The organism is Streptomyces mesophilus (genome assembly GCF_040300965.1).
In the GTDB taxonomy this organism is placed as follows: domain Bacteria; phylum Actinomycetota; class Actinomycetes; order Streptomycetales; family Streptomycetaceae; genus Streptomyces; species Streptomyces mesophilus_A.
In genome coordinates, this window is record NZ_JBEPEW010000305.1 from 1 (window position 1) to 2,063 (window position 2,063).

At 69.8% G+C, this 2,063-nt stretch carries 1 protein-coding gene; it reads right to left on the reverse strand.

Features of this window, described 5'->3' with window-relative positions:
* Nucleotides 1-476: 476 nt before the first annotated feature.
* Nucleotides 477-2,063 (reverse strand): MinD/ParA family ATP-binding protein (locus tag ABT367_RS41275; RefSeq protein ID WP_434975658.1); only part of this gene is annotated, 1,587 nt, incomplete at its 5' end.

The window sequence follows — 2,063 nt, forward strand, 5'->3', positions numbered from 1 at the left end:
CGCGGGCGCGGCCGGCGCTGCGGCCAGTCCGGCCGTCAGGGCGAACGCGGCGACACCGGAGGCCAACAGGTACCGACGCCTGCGCCGGGCGGGCGGTGGTGATTCGAACTGCGGGGCGTGCTGATCTCTTACGTTCATGGGTCGGTGACCTCGCGTCATCGCTCGCATGGAAACGGCAGGAACAAGCGCCGAAGGGTCTGAGTGGTCTGTGTGTCTATCAGCGGTGGTCTAAACATGTCAACGGTCGCCGTTAGGGGGCTTGGCCTGCGGGAACGACCTTGAGGGGATGGGGAGTTGAGGGCCTCGGGAGCGGCATTGGTCTAGTCACGTGAAAGTGCTGGTCGGTTCCTCCGCTACGCCGTATGTGCGCTGTTGGGCTCATGCTGTTGAGGCTCACCGCTTCCCAACGCAGAGCGGCCGCACACCTGGCATCGATCGCCAGATGTACGGCCGCGTGGTCGTCGCGTGCTGTCAGGTCACGCCTGAGGCGGCATGCCTCCGGGCGGAACGGGTCCGAGCTCGGGCCCTGGGGCCTGTCCCTGACCCTGGGCGGGCGGCAGCTGGGGAGCGTGCGGCGGGGCCTGCTGGGGGCTCTGCTGCTGGGGCTGCTGCCAACCCTGAGGCACGCCACCGGAGTTGGGTGCCCCGGCCCCGGCCTGTGGCGGCTGCTGCTGCGGGTACGGCTGCTGGCCCCCGTACGGCTGCTGCGGCTGCTGTTGCGGATAGGGCTGACCGGGCATGGGCTGGCCGGGCGTCGGCTGACCGGGCATCGGCTGGCCGGGGGCGGCCTGCTGTCCCGGCAGCGGTGGCGCCATGTGCGGCGGCATGCCCGTCCCGTTCTGCGTCCACAGGCCCTGCTGCTGCTGTGCGCGTGCGAAGTCCTCCGCCACCATCGCGGAGAGCGTGAAGTACGCCTCGCGCGTGCGCGGCCGCATCATGTCGAGATCGACCTCGGCACCGGCCGACAGATGCTCGTCGAAGGGCACCACGACCACGCCGCGGCAGCGGGTCTCGAAGTGCTGCACGATGTCATCGACCTTGATCATCTTGCCGGTCTCGCGGACGCCCGAGATCACCGTGATCGACCGCGAGACCAAGTCCGCGTACCCGTGCGCGGAGAGCCAGTCCAGGGTGGTCGACGCACTGCTCGCACCGTCGACCGACGGGGTCGAGATGATGATCAACTGGTCGGCGAGATCGAGGACTCCACGCATGGCGCTGTAGAGCAGACCCGTACCGGAGTCGGTGAGGATGATCGGGTACTGCTTGCCCAGTACGTCGATCGCCCGCCGGTAGTCCTCGTCGTTGAAGGTCGTCGAGACCGCCGGGTCCACATCGTTCGCGATGATCTCGAGCCCGGACGGCGCCTGCGAGGTGAAACGGCGGATGTCCATGTACGAGTTGAGATACGGGATCGCCTGCACGAGATCCCGGATCGTGGCCCCCGTCTCGCGGCGCACGCGACGGCCGAGCGTACCGGCGTCCGGGTTGGCGTCGATCGCGAGGATCTTGTCCTGCCGCTCGGTCGCGAGCGTCGCACCCAGCGCGGTGGTCGTGGTCGTCTTGCCCACGCCGCCCTTGAGCGAGATCACCGCGATCCGGTAGCAGGACAGCACCGGCGTCCGGATCAGGTCCAACTTCCGCTGCCGCTCGGCCTCTTCCTTCTTCGCGCCGAGCTTGAAGCGGGAGGCGGCGCCCGGCTGGCGGCTGCTCTTGGCCTTCTGCTTCCGGTTGATCAGACGGTCCGAGGACAGCTCGACAGCGGCCGTGTAGCCGAGCGGCGCGCCACCCGTGACCTGCGGCTCGCGCTGGTCGTGCGTGACGGGCTGCGGCCAGGCGGCGCCTGCGCGCGGGTCCATGGGGGGCATGGGCTGGCCGGGCTGCTGCTGGCCGGGCTGTTGTCCCGGGTGCGGCTGCGGCGCGTGCGGGGCCTGGGGTGCGGTCGGAGCGGGCAGGTTGGCGCCCGGGGGCGTGCCCGGTACCCGCGTCGCCTTTCTGACGACGTACGTGCCCGGCAAGGAACCCATATCCATGGTGCGCGGCACTCTCGAGGGCGCCATGCA